The 16,700-nt window shown below is 62.3% G+C and carries 18 protein-coding genes; 6 read left to right on the top strand and 12 right to left on the bottom strand.

Annotation, left to right across the window (positions count from 1 at the left end; all coding sequences use genetic code 11):
* Positions 1 to 60: 60 nt before the first annotated feature.
* Positions 61 to 1,629, bottom strand: a complete 1,569-nt coding sequence (locus CFII68_RS02330; protein ID WP_033062923.1) for a sensor domain-containing diguanylate cyclase — start codon at positions 1,627 to 1,629, stop codon at positions 61 to 63.
* A 127-nt stretch (positions 1,630 to 1,756) separates the two neighbouring features.
* On the opposite strand from CFII68_RS02330, the gene CFII68_RS02335 reads away from it, so the two are divergent.
* Entirely contained in the window at positions 1,757 to 2,215 is a 459-nt protein-coding gene (locus CFII68_RS02335; RefSeq protein ID WP_018613398.1) for a metallophosphoesterase family protein, read from the top strand.
* A gap of 6 nt (positions 2,216 to 2,221) precedes the next feature.
* On the opposite strand, the gene CFII68_RS02340 is transcribed toward CFII68_RS02335, so the two are convergent.
* The 3 genes from CFII68_RS02340 to CFII68_RS02350 form a co-directional block, all read right to left on the bottom strand.
* Positions 2,222 to 3,124: a sugar phosphate isomerase/epimerase family protein gene (locus tag CFII68_RS02340; RefSeq protein WP_018613397.1), complete on the bottom strand. Its 903-nt coding sequence runs from the start codon at positions 3,122 to 3,124 to the stop codon at positions 2,222 to 2,224.
* 175 nt (positions 3,125 to 3,299) lie between these two features.
* Positions 3,300 to 4,469: a Gfo/Idh/MocA family protein gene (locus CFII68_RS02345; protein ID WP_018613396.1), complete on the bottom strand. Its 1,170-nt coding sequence runs from the start codon at positions 4,467 to 4,469 to the stop codon at positions 3,300 to 3,302.
* An 18-nt stretch (positions 4,470 to 4,487) separates the two neighbouring features.
* Positions 4,488 to 5,408 carry a TIM barrel protein gene (locus CFII68_RS02350; protein WP_018613395.1) on the bottom strand — a complete coding sequence of 307 codons (921 nt, stop codon included), beginning with the start codon at positions 5,406 to 5,408 and terminating at the stop codon, positions 4,488 to 4,490.
* A gap of 127 nt (positions 5,409 to 5,535) precedes the next feature.
* On the opposite strand from CFII68_RS02350, the gene CFII68_RS02355 reads away from it, so the two are divergent.
* The 3 genes from CFII68_RS02355 (at position 5,536) to CFII68_RS02365 (ending at position 7,595) form a co-directional block, all read left to right on the top strand.
* A complete protein-coding gene (locus tag CFII68_RS02355; RefSeq protein ID WP_033062921.1) occupies positions 5,536 to 6,591 on the top strand; it encodes a LacI family DNA-binding transcriptional regulator in 1,056 nt (351 codons plus the stop codon).
* A gap of 73 nt (positions 6,592 to 6,664) precedes the next feature.
* Positions 6,665 to 7,231, top strand: coding sequence for a chalcone isomerase family protein (locus tag CFII68_RS02360; RefSeq protein ID WP_018613393.1), 567 nt, complete (start codon positions 6,665 to 6,667; stop codon positions 7,229 to 7,231).
* Between the two features lie 58 nt (positions 7,232 to 7,289).
* Positions 7,290 to 7,595: a DUF6482 family protein gene (locus tag CFII68_RS02365; protein ID WP_024617111.1), complete on the top strand. Its 306-nt coding sequence runs from the start codon at positions 7,290 to 7,292 to the stop codon at positions 7,593 to 7,595.
* A 21-nt stretch (positions 7,596 to 7,616) separates the two neighbouring features.
* On the opposite strand, the gene CFII68_RS02370 is transcribed toward CFII68_RS02365, so the two are convergent.
* The 8 genes from CFII68_RS02370 to CFII68_RS02405 all read right to left on the bottom strand — a co-directional run bounded on the left by CFII68_RS02370 (position 7,617) and on the right by CFII68_RS02405 (position 14,696).
* Complete coding sequence (locus tag CFII68_RS02370) at positions 7,617 to 8,105, bottom strand: DUF2878 domain-containing protein (RefSeq protein ID WP_018613391.1); 489 nt, start codon at positions 8,103 to 8,105, stop codon at positions 7,617 to 7,619.
* Complete coding sequence (locus CFII68_RS02375) at positions 8,105 to 9,373, bottom strand: cyclopropane-fatty-acyl-phospholipid synthase family protein (RefSeq protein ID WP_033062920.1); 1,269 nt, start codon at positions 9,371 to 9,373, stop codon at positions 8,105 to 8,107. Before CFII68_RS02375 ends, CFII68_RS02370 begins: the two co-directional genes overlap by 1 nt.
* Positions 9,336 to 10,160, bottom strand: a complete 825-nt coding sequence (locus tag CFII68_RS02380) for a DUF1365 domain-containing protein (protein ID WP_018613387.1) — start codon at positions 10,158 to 10,160, stop codon at positions 9,336 to 9,338. Before CFII68_RS02380 ends, CFII68_RS02375 begins: the two co-directional genes overlap by 38 nt.
* Positions 10,157 to 11,404: an NAD(P)/FAD-dependent oxidoreductase gene (locus tag CFII68_RS02385; protein WP_018613384.1), complete on the bottom strand. Its 1,248-nt coding sequence runs from the start codon at positions 11,402 to 11,404 to the stop codon at positions 10,157 to 10,159. Before CFII68_RS02385 ends, CFII68_RS02380 begins: the two co-directional genes overlap by 4 nt.
* 3 nt (positions 11,405 to 11,407) lie before the next feature.
* Positions 11,408 to 12,163: an SDR family oxidoreductase gene (locus tag CFII68_RS02390; protein WP_018613382.1), complete on the bottom strand. Its 756-nt coding sequence runs from the start codon at positions 12,161 to 12,163 to the stop codon at positions 11,408 to 11,410.
* Positions 12,160 to 12,582 (bottom strand): nuclear transport factor 2 family protein, encoded by a 423-nt coding sequence (locus CFII68_RS02395; RefSeq protein WP_014339204.1) that lies wholly within the window; start codon positions 12,580 to 12,582, stop codon positions 12,160 to 12,162. Before CFII68_RS02395 ends, CFII68_RS02390 begins: the two co-directional genes overlap by 4 nt.
* A gap of 146 nt (positions 12,583 to 12,728) precedes the next feature.
* Positions 12,729 to 13,805: an alkene reductase gene (locus CFII68_RS02400; protein ID WP_018613380.1), complete on the bottom strand. Its 1,077-nt coding sequence runs from the start codon at positions 13,803 to 13,805 to the stop codon at positions 12,729 to 12,731.
* Between the two features lie 51 nt (positions 13,806 to 13,856).
* Positions 13,857 to 14,696 (bottom strand): pirin family protein, encoded by an 840-nt coding sequence (locus tag CFII68_RS02405; protein ID WP_018613378.1) that lies wholly within the window; start codon positions 14,694 to 14,696, stop codon positions 13,857 to 13,859.
* A gap of 121 nt (positions 14,697 to 14,817) precedes the next feature.
* Here CFII68_RS02405 and CFII68_RS02410 point away from each other — a divergent pair, with 121 nt between their 5' ends.
* Complete coding sequence (locus tag CFII68_RS02410; RefSeq protein WP_018613376.1) at positions 14,818 to 15,732, top strand: LysR family transcriptional regulator; 915 nt, start codon at positions 14,818 to 14,820, stop codon at positions 15,730 to 15,732.
* 134 nt (positions 15,733 to 15,866) lie between these two features.
* Positions 15,867 to 16,484, top strand: a complete 618-nt coding sequence (locus tag CFII68_RS02415; RefSeq protein WP_018613374.1) for a hypothetical protein — start codon at positions 15,867 to 15,869, stop codon at positions 16,482 to 16,484.
* Positions 16,485 to 16,700: the final 216 nt, after the last annotated feature.

The following is a 16,700-nucleotide window of genomic DNA, read 5'->3' as shown; positions in this document are numbered from 1 at the left end:
CAGGCACCTGTGGACTTGGGTTTGCACGATCCTGACCGATGCGCGGCGCTCCCGCCGGGTTCACTCCGGTGTCGAGCTGGCGCTGCACCAACGGTTTCGCCCTGTGTTCTTGGCCAGGTACAAGAAGGCATCGGCGGCCCTGATCAGCATGGCCGGGGTGACGTCCTCTCCGCTCGGCTGGCAGGTGGTGACACCGGCGCTGATGGTCACAATGCCCAAGGGATGGTCGCCATGTTCAATGTTCAAGGCCCTGACGGCTTCGAGGATTTGCTGCGTGACCTTGGCGGCACCGGCGCTGTCGGTGTTGGGCAGCAGCACGGTGAACTCTTCACCGCCGTAGCGGACCGCCAGGTCACCCGGCCTTTTGATGGTCTGCCCGAGCGCGGCGGCAATCGCCCGTAGGCAATCGTCGCCAGCGGCATGGCCGTATCTGTCGTTGAAACGCTTGAAGTAATCGACGTCGAGCATGATCAGGGCCAGGGACGAACCCTGGCGCCTGGCCAGGCGGATTTCATCGGCCAGGGCAATATCCAGCCGCCTGCGGTTGCCCAGCCCGGTCAGGCTGTCGGTCAGCGCCATGTCGCGCATGGCCTGGTGCGCAGTGCGAATCTGTTTCTCCATCGTCATCCGGTAGCGCAGCTGGCTCAACACGATGAGCCCGAAACCCACCAGTATCGCGATCAGGAAAATCAGCACCAGACCGGTCTTGAACAGGTCGCGGCGCCAGGGCGCGATGATCGATTCGCGGGACAAGCCGGCTTCCACCACCAGCGGGTAAGTGGTCAGGGCCCGGTAGCCGTACAGGCGCTCGGTGTCGTCGACGACGGCCCTGGCTTCGGCGATGCCCTGGTTGGAAGTGGGCAAGTGTTCCCTGAAGATCACGCTGTTCACGAGACTCTTGCCAATTACCGACGCGACGAAGGGCCGTCGGACCAGGATTGTTCCGTTGCGCTTGGCCAGGACCAGCGCGCCTTTGCCATCGATTTTGAAGTCGCCGTAGTAGTCGACGAAATAGCTGACCTTCACGGTCCCCAGCAATACGCCGGCAAACGAGCCATCGGGGTTGTTCAGGCGGCGGGAAATGGGAATGATCAGGTCGTTGGTGGAGCGGCTCTTGACGACGTCACCGATGCGCACGCCTCGATCCTCGTGGGTGCGGTGGTATTGGAAGTAGTCACGGTCGGCGTTGTTCGCCATTTCCGGGATCACTTCCTTGTCCGTCACCAGCCATTGGCCGTCCGGGCCATAGATAAACAACCCATGCAGTTGCGGCATGATGGCGGCCTGTTGCACCAATAGCTTATGGATGCGCGGGACGTCCATGTTCTGCAGGCCATCGCCCTCCACCCGTTCACTGAGGGCGGCGGTGACCACATCCACTTGTCGAATGGTATCTTCGGCGTGCTGGGCCGTCGCCCGTGCCAGGTTCGTCACCGAATCGCGGGCAGACGCAAAAGCGGCACGGTAATCGCGCCAGGTGCGCCAGCCTTCGACGGCCAGAAACGCGATGATGACCACCAGCATGAAACTCACGGTCAGTCGCAATGCTGCTCCAGCCCGTGTGCTCTGGGGAGAAAAGGCCTCATCAGTGTTTTCAATCTTTGGCTCTGGCCGTTTGCGTCCGAGCATCAACATTTCCTTTTACGACAGGTCTGCGCGCTATTGATGCGCAGCCTATCTTATTCGATTCCAGCACGTTAGCTCGCTTCGACGAGGCAGGTACAACCGGCGACACACGATTTGGGAGAAATATTTCATGAAGGTTGGCGTCATTTCCGACACCCACGGTCTGCTTCGCCCGCAAGCGCTGGCAGCATTGGAGGGGTGTGAGCGGATCATCCATGCCGGTGACATCGGCAGCCCCGGGATCCTGGATCAACTGGCGTCGATCGCGCCATTGCATGTGGTGCGCGGCAATAACGACCTGGGGGGCGATTGGGCTGGACCGCTTGCCGATCGCCTGCAGTTCGACCTGTGTGGATGGCAGGTCTTGCTGGTCCACGACATCGCCGACGTACAGGATTCACTCGATCCGGACGTGAAATGGGTGATCAGCGGCCATTCCCACAAGCCGGGCATCGAATGGCGTGGCGAGCGGCTGTACCTGAACCCCGGCAGCGCCGGCCGGCGGCGGTTCACGCTGCCGGTGACGCTGGCGTTGGTCGATGTGAGTGCTAGTGCGATCGAGCCGCGGCTAGTCCGGTTGCTGGAATGAACATGCTTACTTGAAGTACTTGTCGACGTAGGACTGGATTTCCTTGCGCATGAAGCGTCCGGATTCATCCGCCCGTTCTTCCCAGCCGAACACGCAAGCGGTGACGATACCGTCGAAGCCGGTCTTGGCCAGCTCGCTGAAGAACAGGTCCCAGTCGATCTCGCCCTGGTGCATGTCCATGTGCTGGTGGACGGTGACCTTGGCGCCGGGCGGGTTGACGATGTAGCGCAGGCCGGACGAGGCCTTGTGGTTGTAGGTGTCGGCGATGTGGACATGGGCGATCATCGATCCGGCTTCGGCGATCATGGCTTTCATGTCATCGCCGAAATAGAAGGTATGCGGCGTGCAATAGAGGAACTTGACGTTGTCCGAGCCGAGGGTCTTGAGCATGTCGAGGGCCGGGTTCAGGGTTTCGCACCAGTCTTCGGGGTGAGGTTCGACGTTCAGCGTGACCCCCTCGCTTTCCAGGATCGGCACCAGTTCCTCCATCGAGCGCCACCAGGCTGCTTCGCTCGACTCATGGCTGTGCAGGCCGCCGCAGCAACTGACTTTATGCCCACGATCAGGCGACGGCCCGCGGCCAAACTCCGAGTTCATGGTGGTGCAACCCATTTCCACGGCGATCTGGATGGCCTCCTTCCAGTAGTTCACCGCTGCCCGGCGTTCGTCTTCGTGGGGGCTGGCCCAACGATACATCGGCAGCAGCGAGGCCAATTGCAGATCGTGGTCGCGCAGGGCTTTCTTGAACTCGGCGATACGTTCCTTGTGGGCGCGAGGGCGGACCCACCAGGGCAGGAAGTCTTCCCGTGGCGACAGCTCCAGGTACTGGTAGCCAAGTTCGGCGGTCTTGCGGCACAGGTCCGGCAGGCTCAGGTGGCGATGCATGTAGGGGTCGAGGGCGATTTTCATTGTTGTTCTCCTTAGGCAATGCTCATTACCTGTGGCGAGGGGATTTATCCCCGCTGGGGCGCGAAGCGGTCCCAAATGGATCTGCTACTACGGTGTATCAGGATGGAATGTCGGGGGCCGCTTCGCGCCCCAGCGGGGCGGTGCGACGTTTCGCTAAATCCCCTCGCCACAGGGGTCAATAGCCGACCCAGCTTGAATCCTGGTTGGCTGACTCCACACAGCGTTCGACCCAGCGCACACCTTCCACGCCGGCGTCGATGTCGGGGTAGCGCAGGGTGGCCAGCGCCTCGTTGTCGCCACGGTTCGCCGCATCCATGGCCAGGGCGAAGCGGCGATAGAGATTGGACCAGGCTTCGAACAGCCCTTCGGGGTGGCCGCCACCGATGCGGTCGTCCTCCAGCGCGTCGGCGTGCAGGTAGCCCATGCCGCGTTCCAGGGTCTGCGCCGGCTGGCCCTGGATCTCGAAGCTCAGTTGGTTGGGCCGCTCGTCCCACCATTCAAGGCTGGCCCGGGAGCCGATCACGCGGATTTTCTGCCCGTGCATGGACCCGGCATTCACGGCGCTGGACCAGACCATGCCCATGGCGCCGCCTTCGTATTCCATCAAGGTGTAGGCGTTGTCTTCCAACGGGGCGCGGCTGGCGACGAAGCTCTGTCGGCTGCACATCAAGCGTTTGATCTTGAGATCGGGCAGCATCACCTTGGACAAATACAACGGGTGCGTGCCGACATCCCCCAGCACGTAGCTGGGCCCGGCCTGGCGCGGGTCGACGCGCCATTGGGTAGCCTGGTTCTGCGCCTCCACCGGTGCGCTGTGAAAACCATGGGCAAACTGCATGTGCACCATGCGGATCTCGCCCAGTGCCTGTGCCGCGATCATCGCCCGGGCCTGTTCGATCAACTGGTGCCCGGCATAGCCGTAGGTCAAGCCCACGATGCGTCCCTTGGCGTGCGCCAGGCTGCGCAGTGCCTCGGCCTGTTCGAGGGTAAAGCACAGCGGCTTTTCGCAGATCACGTGCAGCCCGGCTTCCAAGGCCGCGCGGGTGATGGCGTAGTGGGTGCCGTTGGGCGTGGCGATCGACACCGCTTCAATCCCATCAAGGCGTTGTGCTTCCAGCTCGAACAGGCTGAGGTAGTCCGAATAGCAGCGCTGGGGGTCGATACCCAGTTGCTCGCCAAAGGCCCGGCCGCGTGCAGGGTCGATATCCAGCGCCGCGGCAACCAGTTCGAAATTCCGGTCGCGCAGGGCGGCCGAGCGGTGGATGTAGCCGATCTGGCTGTGCTCGCCGCCACCGACCATGGCCCAACGTATGGGCCGTGTGATTGTTTTGCTGCCGTTGATCATGACGTTGTCCTTGTGTGATCAGAAACCGATGCGGGCCAGGTAGGCGCGGCTGGCGGCCACGTCGTCGAGGCTGCTCCCGGCGTTGCGTGGGTCGCGCTCCTGTTCGACGGTGATGCAGCCCACATAACCCAATTCATGCACGAGGCTGTGCAGCGCCGGGTAATCGATGACGCCACGCCCGATGGGGCACATCACGCCGCGGGCGCAGGCGGCGAAGAAGCGGATGTGTTCGTTCAGCACCTGGTCGAGCACCACCGGGTCGATGTCCTTGAAGTGCAGGTAGTCCAGGCGATGGGCGTAGGTGCGCAGCGACGCGACTGGGTCCATGCCTGCGTAATAGAGATGCCCGGTGTCCAGGCACAGCCCGGCGACTTCATCGGGAATGTCGTCCACCAGGCGCGCCAACTCATCGGCGAACTCGATGTAGCCACCGGCGTGGGGATGGATGACGGCGCGGATGCCGTATTGATGCCAGGCGATGTCAGCGATGGCGCGGATGTGCGCCATCATCGTGTTCCAGCGAGCATCGTCCAGGCGCGGGGCGCGGTCCGAGTGACCGGCGGCGTAGTCGCGCACCTCGTGGCCCCAGTCGATGATTACCAGATACGGCCCGGCATGGCGCTGGCCGGCTTGCTGCGCCATGGGCGGCAGTTGTTTGAGCAGGGCGCAGATGTCGTGAGTCTGGCGCAGCAATTCAGGCAGGTTGGCGGGGTTGACCAAGTCGTCGAAAATCGTCCCGGCGACGATCTGGAGATCGTGTTCAGACAAGGCCTGAACAAGGGTTCCATCCAGCGGCAGGTAACCATAAGGCCCCAGCTCGATGCCGCGATAGCCAGCCTCGGCGGCTTCGCCAAGCACCCGGCGCCACGGTGGCAGGAACGGGTTCTTGACGTCGTCGACGCCCCAACAGCAGGGCGCTGTACAGATGTGAATGGCCATGGAAGTACTCCGGCTGTGTTTATTGTTATGGGCGGACCTGATGCTATTGCGTTGCCGGGGAGGGGGCTATGGGGCGTTGGCTTAATCTGTCAAAACCCCTCATGATGCCCGGCAGAGGTGTCAAAACATGTCAGAAAAGCCACGCCGAATGCTTCGCCCTACCATGGCCGATGTCGCCCGGGAAGCCGGAGTCAGCCTGTCTACTGTCGATCGGGTGCTGAACCTGCGCGCCGATGTGCGCGCCGACACCGCCCAACGCATTGCCGCGGCGGCCGCGCGGTTGGGGTTCCATGCCAAGGGCGTTATCGAACAGCGGGTGCTCAACGACCGCCCGACCTTGCGGCTTGGCTTCCTGTTGCAGAAAAGTGGTGTGCCTTTCTACCAGGGGCTTGCCCACGCGTTGTCGAACGCTGCCGCGACCTGCACGCGAGCACGGATTCGCGTGGTCATCGGCTACTTGGACGACCTCGACCCGGTCATCGTGGCGCAACGCATCCTGGCCCTGCGCGATCAAGTGGACGGGCTGGGCGTGGTGGCGGTGGATCATCCCCGGGTCCGGGAGGCGGTTGCGCAATTGCGCGAGACGGGTGTTTCGGTGGTGGCGCTGCTGTCGGAGCTGTCCAGCGCCAGCGGCACGGGGTATGTCGGGTTGGACAATCGACTCACGGGCCGCACGGCAGGCTGGTTCATCAGCCGTCTGGCGAGGCAACCCGGGGCGGCGGCTGTCATGCTCAGCAGCCAGCGTTTCCAGTGCCAGGAATTGTGTGAGCTGAGCTTTCGCAGTTATCTGGCCGAGCACTCCAGCGAATGGGAGCTGCTCGCATCGCGCCTGACGCTGGAGGACGATGAGTTCGCGTATGGCAACACGTTGGACTTGCTCAGCGCAGAGCCTGACCTGGTGGGGCTTTATGTGGCCGGTGGTGGCGTCGCCGGCGTATTGCGGGCCTTGCGTAGCCTCCAGGAACAGCGGATTCGCTTGCCGGTGGTGGTGTGCCACGACCTGACGCCGTTGACACGCGAGGCGTTGAAGACGGGCCTGGTCCAGGCGGTGCTGTCGCATCCTGTCGTGACCATGGCCGAACAGGCCGTCGAAGCCCTGGTCGAAGCGGCGACTGCTACGTCGCCAGGCCCGGCGCCGAGGCGGGTGGTGCCGCTTCAGATTGATGTGCCGGAAAGCGTGTAGCTGCACAAAACATGTACAAAACTAAAATTATGTACAAATATTAGGATTCCCTTGATAAGCGGGTAACGCCTTCATGGCCTGGTCGTTCGCGCTCAGGAAAAGCCTGATTGCCATAGCGCTTTGCATGTTTACGCTTTACTGCCCCCAAGTCTTGTCGGACTGGCGCGGCGTATTGCCAGGCACGCGTCTGGTTGGACAAGCCGATTTCGACTGGTATGGGTTCGACGTCTATCAGGCCAGGCTCTGGAGTGCGGCCGCTGCGCCAAGCCTGGAAACAGCGTTTGCTCTGGAACTCAATTACCGACGCGCCATCGACAAAGAGTCTTTGGTCGAAACGAGCCTGAAGGAAATGCAGCGTCTCAACGGTGCGCCCCTGGACGCCAAGCGCCGGGACGAATGGGCCGCGCAAATGCGCCGTGCCTTTATTGATGTGAAGCCTGGAAGTCGTATCACTGGCCTGTATCTGCCGGGGCAGGGCTGTCGTTTCTATGTGGGTGAAAAACTGTCTCTCGCGGTCACAGACTCGCTATTCGCCCGGGCATTTTTTGCCATCTGGCTCGATCCTCGAACTCGAGAGCCTGATCTTAGAAATCAATTGCTTGGAATCAAAACCTCAAGTGAAGGGAGAGATGAGCAGTGAGGCATTTTATGATGGCATTGCTGTTGATGCTGGGCCTGACCCATTGCGCAAACGTGCCATGAACTTGCAGGCGCTCACGGAGCTGGCTGTCGAGGGGCGAGTCCGCGAACTGGAGTTGTTGTCACTGGAGGGTGGCATCTACGTATTGCGCGCCCGACTGGACGGTGGCCTGCGTACGTTGCTCGATGAGTCGGGAAAGACTTTGCATATACGTTCCACCACCCATTTGCGTGAGCTGCTGCGTTTCGTCCCGCGGCTGCCCTGCACGCTGGTGCAACAGGTTGTCCATGATGAGATGTGTGGCCAGCGCGAGGGGCCGATCGAGCCGCTGCGCATGCCGCTTTTCCTCGACGAGCCCTGGTAGCGACGGCGTTCTGGGGCCAGTTCAGTTCGGCTCGGCCAGACGCAGCGCCAGGGTTAGCCATAACGCCCATAGCGGTGCCAGGAACAGGGCGGTGCCAACGACCCCCAGTGGCAAGGCGACGCCCGCCAGTGGCGCCCCCACGCAATAGGCCAGCGGACCACCGACCAAGCCCAGCAACACACCACGCGATACCGGCCGCCTGGCCCAGGCCAGGCTATGACGCAGGCCTGTGGCAAACACCAGCCAGAGCAGCGCCAGCCAGAGCGGCAGCGGGGTTTGCTTGAATATGAACAAGCCCTGCGTACCCAGGCTCCAGTCCAGCAGCATGCCACTGAGCCCGACACGCATCACCGCAAACAGCTCTGCCCGGGGAGCAGGACACAGCCACAGGTGGGCCAGCAATCCGATGACCACCAGCAACAGCCACCACGGGTCCTGTGCCCCGAGCACACAGCCCCACCAACCCAGTTGCAACCAGAGGGCATTGACGATCAGGCCGGTGCGGCTCATCACGTATCCTGGTACTCCAGCAGGGCGGTTCGACGGGCGCCGGGCCCGGCGAAGAGCAGTTGGGCCACGCCGATGGCACGCTCGATGAATCCACCTTCGCAGTAACACAGGTAGAACTCCCACAGGCGCTGGAAGGTTTCGTCGTAGCCCAACTGCGCCAAGGCCTGGTGCGATTGGCGAAAGTTGTCGTGCCAGTGCCGCAGTGTACGGGCGTAGTGCGCGCCGAAGTCCTCGAGATGCAGGAGGTTGAGCGGCGTCTGGGTGCTGGCAGTCTTCAGCAGGATCGACAGTGACGGTAACGCGCCACCGGGAAAAACATGGCGCTGGATAAAGTCCACCGAGCGTCGGGCCTGCTCATAACGCTGGTCGCGGATGGTGATCGATTGCAGCAGCATCAGCCCGTCGTCCTTGAGCAGCGCGGCGCAGCGCCGGAAGTACTCGGGCAGATAGCGATGCCCGACGGCTTCGATCATTTCAATGGACACCAGCTTGTCGTAGCGCCCTTGCAAGTCACGGTAGTCCTTGCGCAACACCTGCACCTGCTGTTGCAGGCCCAATTCTTCGACACGTCGACAGGTGTGGGTGTATTGCTCCAGGGACAGCGTGGTCGTGGTCACCTTGCAGCCATAATGGCTGGCTGCGTAGATGGCGAGGCTGCCCCAACCCGTGCCGATCTCCAGCAAATGGTCGCCGGGACGCAGGTCGAGTTTGCGGCAGATACGGGCGAGCTTGTTGAGCTGGGCCTCTTCCAGACTTTGTTCGGGGCTTTCGAACAGGGCGGCTGAATACATCATGGTGGGGTCGAGCAGGCGCTCGAACAGAGCATTGCCCAAGTCGTAATGGGCAATGATATTGCGCCGCGAACCCCGTCGACTGTTGCGGTTGAGCCAGTGCAGCCAGCGCAACAGCGGGCGGCCGATGCGAGCCAGGCCGCTGTCCATGGCATCGAGCACATCCAGGTTGGCGACGAACAGGCGCGTCACCGCCGTCAGGTCGCCGCTGCGCCAATAGCCGTGGACATAAGCCTCGCCAGCGCCGATGGAACCGTTGCACGCAACCATGCCCCAGACCGCGTCGTCGAGGATCTCGACCTCGGCCATCAAGGGGCTGGCCAGGTCACCGAAGCTCAATGGCTCGCCATTGAGTAGCAGTCGCAGGTGGCCGTGACGCAGGCGGCGCAACTGACCCAGCACGGCTTGCTTGAAAAACCCTCCGTTAAAGAGGTCGCAACTACCAGCCTTGGTAGCGCTCAGGGTCGGTTCGGGCATGATTGGGATCCTTGTGAGCGGTTTGACCCAGACTCAGGCCGTCTTCGCTGGCCTGATGGGCGTAGAGGGGCGTGCGTTTGAAAAGCAGGCGCAGGGCCTGCCAGTAAATGGCGCTTACGGTGCGCAAGCTCATCCAGGGGAAGGCCAGGACATGTCGGCGCAGCGAAGAGGCGTCGAGGGGGTGGCGCTTGAGTGCCAGGTCGGCCTCGAACACCTTGTGGCCGTCGCGCCAGTTCTCCATGCGTATGCGGATGTGCGTGTCCTGGACGAGGAATCCCATGTGATAGTCCATATCCCGAGGCAGGAACGGCGATACGTGAAACGCCTTGGCCACCCTGAAGGCACAGGACTCGCCGGGAGGCACCGGCAATACATAGTGATAGCGCTCGCGCCATGGGGTGTTGCGCACTTCGCAGAGGATCGCCGCCAGGCGCCCGTTGGCTTCATGGCAGAAATAGAAACTCACCGGGTTGAACGACAGGCCCCAACTGCGCGGCTGAGTCAGCAGGTGAATCGCCCCTTGGGGAGCGGCACCCAGGGCTTCGTTGAGGATCTGGCGCACGGCATCGACCAGGGGAACCCCAAGACGGGTGCGCGATGGCAGGTAGTCGCGCTCGCGCCAGCACAGGGGGGCCCAGGACCAGGGCCGTAGCAGGCGCGACAACCCCAGCATGTGTTCCTGTTCGGCGAGGTCCACGTAAAGCATGCCGATCCGATAGCGGAAGGCGTGGATTCGCGGCGTATGGCGCCGATGATCAATCCAGCCGCGACACACACTGCTGTTCAAAGCTGTTCTCCGAAATGCTTTGCCACGTCGAGGGCGCTGACCACGCCATCCTCATGGAAGCCGTTGGCCCAGTAGGCGCCGCAGAAATAGCTGTGCTGATGCCCTTGCAGATCACCTTGGCGGGCCTGGGCGGCAATGGCGGCGAGGCTGTACTGAGGGTGCGCATAATCGAAGCGCGCAAGCACCTTGGCCGGGTCGACCGCGTCGCCTTGGTTGAGGCTTACGCAGAAGATCACCGGGGCATCCAGGCCCTGGAGCAGGTTCATGTTGTAGGTCACCGCGGCAGGTGCTTGCGCAGGGCCACCGAGCCGATAGTTCCAGCTCGCCCAGGCCTGGGGTCGCAGGGGAAGCAGGCGGGTGTCGGTGTGCAGCAGCACTTCATTGCTGGCGTAGCTCAGGGCGCCGAGGACTTCACGCTCCGCCAGGCTTGGCGCCTCGAGCAGGGCGAGGGCCTGGTCGCTGTGGCAGGCGAACACCACCTTATCGAAATGCTCGGTGCCAGCGCTGCTGGTTACGCTAACCCCGGCAACGTTGCGACTGACACGCTGCACTGGGCAATTGAGCCGGATATGTTCGCGAAAGGCTGCGCACAAAGGCTCGATGTAGCCACGTGAGCCGCCCGCGATCACGCGCCATTGAGGGCGCTGATTGACCGACATGAGGCCGTGGTTGTGGCAAAAACGCACAAAGAACTCGAGCGGGAACTCCAGCATCCCGGCGGGCGACATCGACCAGATTGCTGCGCCCATGGGGACGATGTAGTGATCGATGAAACGTTGGCTATACCCTTGGCTGTGCAGGTAGTCGCCGAGCCGGGCGGTTCGGTCGATGCGCTGCGCCTGCAGGTCGGCGGTGGCCTGCCGATTGAACCTGAGTATGTCCCACAGCATGCCCCAGAACCCGGGCGAAAACAGATTGCGGCGGCGGGCGAACAGGCTGCGCAGGGTGTGGCCCTTATACTCCTGGCCGGTGGCCGGATCATGCACCGAGAAGCTCATTTCAGTGGGGCGAGATGCGACCCCCAACTGGTCCAGCAGACGGATGAAATTCGGGTAGGTCCAGTCGTTGTACACAATGAAGCCTGTGTCTACGCCATAGCGCTGCCCCTGCCAATCGACATCCACGGTGTGGGTGTGGCCACCGATCCTGTCGTCGGCCTCGAACAGGGTAATCTGGTGCCTGCGGGCCAACAGGTAAGCACATGTCAGCCCGGAAATGCCGCTGCCGATGATCGCGATGCGCATGCTTCAAGACTCCTTGGAAGGGCGTGCCAGGCGTTGGCCAAGGGCCAGCCGCCAGCGGGCGGGCAAATGCCCGAGCAGGCGCAGGACCAGCGTGAAGGACCACGGAAACGCAATGTCCAGCGGGCGCGCCGGCAGGCGGCGCGCGATATGGCGGGCGGCTCGTTGCGCCGACCAGCGCATGGGCATGGGAAAGTCGTTGCGTCGGGTCAGTGGCGTGTCGACGAAGCCGGGACTGACCAGGGTGACATCGATACCCTCGGCGGCCAGGTCGATGCGCAAGGATTCGATCAGATAACGCAGCGCGGCTTTGGACGCACCGTAGGCGCCGGCGCGAGGCAGGGCCAGCGAGGTGACCGCACTGCTCACCGCCACCAGATGTGGACGCTGGCCCCGGCGCAGCAAGGGCAAGGCGGCCTCCAGGCAATGGCAAGTACCCAGCAGGTTGGTGTTGATGAGCCGTTCGACCAGGCGGGTGTCGAAGTGGTCCGGCTCCAGGTATTCGCAGGTGCCGGCATTGAGGATCACCAGATCGAGCGCCCCCCAATGAAGGTCAATCTGCTGGCAGATCGTGGCGACCTGATGCGGGTCGGTCAGGTCGCCCGGTAGCACCAATATCTGATCTTGATAGCGTGTGGCCAAGGTCTCCAGGGGTTGGCTCCGGCGCGCGCTCACAGCCAGGAGATGCCCCTGTTCCAGAAGGACTGCCGCCAATGCCGCGCCAATGCCGCTGCTGGCGCCGGTCAGCCAGACACGGCTCATGCCAACCTCCGCTTGAGCCAGCGAATCACCGATCCAAACAGCGGCAGATGTTCGTAGAGCAGGGCGCCTGCGTCGAAAAAGTCTTGATGCAGGTAGATTCGATCATTCCAACGCAGATAGCTGCAGCCTTGCAGCGCGATGGGTGCTCCCTGCGCCAGGCGGGGGTGGCTGAAATGCAGGGTCCAGCGCAGATAGCCCTCTCCGGGACCGACTTCATCGAAGGCGTGGAAGTCATAGCGCAGGTTGCTGGCGTTGGCGTACAACTGGGCAAAGTAAGCGCGCAGGGCCGGCAAGCCTTCGATCCGGTGCAAAGGGTCTTGGAACTGTATGTCGGCGCTGTAGAGTTCATCGAGCTCAGCCAGGCGACTGGCGTCCAGCTCGGCGAAAGCGTGGGCGAAACGCTGGAGGTAGACGGACATGCATAGGCTCCGATTGTTGTACAGGAAATGATTCCTGTACAAGTTTTCAGAAGCCTACTGCACGCCTTGTACAAATTAAAGTTTTTTGTACAAGTAATTTCGCTATTTTGTACAAGTCCAAGCGAGGCACGCGCTGGACACTGGGGTCAAGCCCCGGCCAAGGTCGGATAGTCCGTATAACCGCGCTCGTCGCCCTGGTAGAACGTCGATGCATCAGGGGTGTTCAGCGCCTGGCCTCGTTTGAAGCGCTCCACCAGGTCCGGGTTTGCCAAAAACGGCGTACCGAATGCCACCAGATCTGCTTCTCCACGGCTGATGGCCGTGGCGGCGCGTTCGGCGCTGTAGCCGCCATTGGCAATGTACGTCCCGCCGAAACGGCGCTTGAGTTCCAGGAAGTTGAATGGGCCTTCGCCCAGTTCCACGATGTGCAGGTAAGCCAGGCCATAGCGGCTGAGCATTCTGGCCGTGTAGTCGAATGTCGCTTGCGGGTTGCTGTCGCTCATCGAGAAGTAGCTGAAGATCGGCGACAGGCGAACGCCGACGCGGCTGGCGCCGAAGACTTCGATCACCGACTCGACCACTTCCTTGAGCAAACGTGCACGGTTCTCGATCGAGCCGCCGTAGGCATCGGTACGTTGGTTGGTGCCGTCACGCAGGAACTGGTCGATCAAGTAGCCGTTAGCGCCATGAATCTCCACGCCGTCGAAGCCGGCCAGCTTCGCGTTGGCCGCGGCCTGACGGAAGTCGGCGACCACGCCGGGAATTTCATCGAGCTCCAGGGCCCGTGGCAGTTCATAGGGCTTGAGGCCTTCGGGGGTGTAGATCTCGCCATCGGCCTTGATTGCCGAGGGGGCTACGGGTTGGGCGCCGTTGACCTGCACCAACGGATGGGAAAGACGGCCTACATGCCAGAGCTGCAAGAATATCTGCCCGCCCTCGGCATGGACCGCGTCGGTCACCTGTTTCCAACCGGTAATCTGCTCAGGGGTAAAGATCCCTGGCGTTCTCAGGTAACCCTTGCCCTGGGCCGACACCTGGGAGCCTTCGCTGACGATCAGGCCGGCGCTGGCGCGTTGGCTGTAGTACTCGGCCATCAGGGGCGTGGCGGCATCGCCAGCACCTGCGCGGCTGCGGGTCATGGGCGCCATGATCATGCGGTTTTTCAGGGACAGCTTGCCGACTTGAGTGCGGGACAACAGAAGATCGAGACCGATGTCAGTCATGATTCACCTCTAAGGGATCGGGTATGAATTAGGGATTGAGTAGAGGGTCGGCTAAGCCAACCGACCCTCTTGTTGCAAAAGGGCGCCGATGCGCTGGATTTCTTTCTCGCCCTTTTCCAGGGCGGCCTCGCTGGTGTGCACCGAGTAGTAGCCCATCACCAGGTCATGGGGATGCTTGACCGCCGAACCGAGCACGAAGGAGGTCGCGCCCCGGGCAACGATGTCGATGGCCTCGCCGGACGCTTCGAATACCACCATTTCTCCGGCATTGACGTTGCCGCCAGCATCGAGACTGCCGCTGTTGACCGCCAGCCAGGCGACGGTGTGCCCGGCCGGTGGCGTGTAGCGCCAGTGCTCGTTGTCCTGCAACTGCACGGCGAGGTAATTCATGCCTGCTGGCGCCGCAACATTGCTGCGGGCTGCGCCGTATTGGCCGAGCAACACCAGCGCCGGACCTTCACGGGGGATCTCGGAGGGCGCCAGGTAGACGCTGTGGGCCGGGGCATTTTCTTCTGCCGCCGGCAGTGCAACCCAGAGCTGGAAGCCTTGGATCGGCGAACCCGCAACCGGTCGGGCGGTGTGCCATACGCCGTTACCGGCTTGCATCCACTCCATGCCACCGCTGGGCAACGTGCCGGACTGGCCCGTGGTGTCTTCGTAGATCACCTGGCCCTCGATCATGTAGGTCAGCGTGGCGATCCCGGAATGAGGGTGCATACCGAAACCTCTTTGCATGGCATCGGCGTTGAAGGCGAAGTGATCGAGAAACACGAATGGCTTGCAGAGCTGGCCCAGGTCACCTGGGCTCATGAGCCGGGTGATCGGCCCATGGCTGCTGCCGGAGGTGCGGTGGACGATGGCGCGGGGCGGTGCTGCGACGATGCTGTTCATGGGGTGCCTCCAAGTCTTGGGCGGTGGGCCTCGATGCGAGAAGGATAAGTGCCTGCCAATAGATTGATTAGTCGATACAATCGGATTGAACTCATCCACAAAACGAAGGAATGTGCGCGCCATGCTCGATCTCAACGATGTTGCGCTGTTCGTCCAGGTGGTCCGCAGCGGCAGCTTCGCCGAAGCCGCCAGGCGCTTGGGCATGCCTTCCAATACCGTCAGCCGACGGGTCCAGCAGTTGGAGGCGCAGCTTGAATCGCGACTTCTGCAGCGCTCGACCCGCAAACTCACGTTGACCCATGCGGGCCAGGGGTTTTATGAACGCTGTGTGGATGCGGTGGACGGCCTGATGGATGCCGGACAGGAACTGATGATGGGCAGCGAGGAGCCCAGCGGCCTGGTGCGCATCGCAGCGATGGCGGATTTTTTCGATTTTTTCCCGATGGAATGGGTGGCCGACTTTTTAGCCGCGCATCCGCGAGTGCAACTTGATTTCGTGCTCAGCGATGCCCGGGTCGACCTGATTGCCGACCGCATCGACGTGGCCTTTCGCGGCGGTCCCTTGCAGGACTCGGGGTATGTCGGTCGCCAACTGCTCAAGAACGACGGTGACGGCATGGTTGCCAGCCCCGCGTACATTGCCGCGCGCGGCGCACCGCTTTCGTTGCAGGACCTGGCTCACCACGACGGCGTGAGTTTCGCTCATCCCGGCGGCATGACCCATTGGCGATTCGTTGGCCCGGACGGCATCGAGGAACAGGTGCAGATCGCCAGCCGATTCCACGCCAACACCGCCCAGGCGCTGCGCAGGGCGACCGTCGCAGGCCTGGGCATCGCCGTGTTGCCGGGGGCGCTGAGCAGCCTCGACCTGGAAGCCGGAAGGCTGGTGCGGGTGCTGCCGCAATACCAGCGCATCGGCTTCGGCCTGAATGTGCTCTATCCGAGCCGGCGGCAGTTGCCGCTGGCGGTTTCGGCATTCATCGGGTTGGTGATGGAGAAGCTTGAGCTCAAGGCGTTTCCGGCGCGGATGATGTAGACAAGCCTGGGTGCTCCATTTTGCATTTTTCATCCCGGCGGCTAGTCTCACCTGCGTGTTCTGAGGCGCCCTTGAAACTCTGGACGAGTTCAGCTGTGGCCCCATGTCAACCCGATCAAGACAGGGATAATCTTATGCCGGTTGTTTTGCATCAGTTCACCGTGGCCATGGGCGGCGTCATGAACCCAGGTTATCTCGAAGCGTTGGAACTCGCCCGGCAATGCGCGACGCATGCCCATACCCAGGCCCTGCCGGGAGCTGGCATTGCCCACGGCTCCTGTTGGGCCGCATTGGCAACGGTGTCCAATCCGGGCGCAGGTTTTCCCTTGGGGAATGCGGTAGCGGGCGGGGCGGCCCTGCCTTATGGCGTGGTATTTGGAAATTCACGCTTTTCAATCGTTGGCGCCTTCGCTGTTGTGCCCGGCGCGCCTGCGGTCGGGTTTTCCGGTCATGCGGAGCGTAACGCCTTGGTGGTGGCGGGCGGCAATGGCTTGGTGCCCTATGGCCTTGTCGCGCCAAATGCCGGGGACTGGGTGATGTACGTTCAACTGCATCCCTGCCAATACTGCTTGCCATGGCTGCAAGGCGCCGGAGGCGGCGGACTGCTCAATCCTTTTGCGGGGCTGATCGCCGGGGCCCAGAACCTTCATGTCTGGTATCGGTGGGCACACAACCCGGTCGGGTGCGCAGCCAAGGACACCTGGAACGGCCTGCCCCTGGCGACCAAGCTCGCGCAGATCAATACCTGGTGAACAGACGCAGCGATTAGAGAAACAGGTGGGCGCGAGCCTGCTCGCGATGACGGCGGATCAACCAACATCAATGTTGATTGACACACAGCTATCGCCAGTAGCCTCGCTCCCATCGGTTTGGTGCTGGTTTTTCATCAAAAAAACGCCCGCCGAAGAATCATTGGCAGGCGTCTGGGAAAGACCGGCGCAGAAAGGAGAGACTGGCCGGAGTAGGCA

Source organism: Pseudomonas sp. CFII68 (assembly GCF_000416195.1).
GTDB classification, from domain to species: Bacteria; Pseudomonadota; Gammaproteobacteria; order Pseudomonadales; family Pseudomonadaceae; genus Aquipseudomonas; species Aquipseudomonas kilonensis.
The sequence above is the reverse complement of the archived record's forward strand: the minus strand, read 5'-3'. Positions and strand labels throughout refer to the sequence as shown.